The sequence below is a fragment of the Xanthomonas codiaei genome, assembly GCF_002939785.1.
In the GTDB taxonomy this organism is placed as follows: domain Bacteria; phylum Pseudomonadota; class Gammaproteobacteria; order Xanthomonadales; family Xanthomonadaceae; genus Xanthomonas; species Xanthomonas codiaei.
In genome coordinates this window covers 1-318 of record NZ_MDEC01000093.1, presented here as the reverse complement: position 1 = coordinate 318, position 318 = coordinate 1, and the positions used below count along the sequence as shown (strand labels likewise).

Sequence of the window (318 nt, the reverse complement as noted above, 5' to 3'; positions counted from 1 at the left end):
CATTCGGATCTGCCCCATTCTCAAGCATCGCTTTCAAGCCTGCCGGGTTATGGGTGAAGATCGGCCAGAACAGCAGCGGGTGGCCTTCCTTGGAGAAGATGCGATCCGGATTCACGCCTTCATCCTTCATCAGACGGCGGACCGTGTCCGCATCGCCCTGCTCGGCCGCCAGCGCCAGTGCCTGCGCCTTGGGGTCAGTGAAGTGGCGCTCCAGTGCATAGCGCGATTGGGCAGCCGGCGAGCAGCCGGCGAGTGCCAGCAGCCACAGGCAGCAGATCCACAGGACAAGACGTGATGGCATCGAGCGCGCTCCGTTGC

General features: G+C 63.5%; 1 pseudogene. It reads right to left on the bottom strand.

Annotation, left to right across the window (positions count from 1 at the left end):
• Positions 1-301: pseudogene (locus XcodCFBP4690_RS22180) on the bottom strand (ankyrin repeat domain-containing protein); the annotation flags it as partial.
• Positions 302-318: the final 17 nt, after the last annotated feature.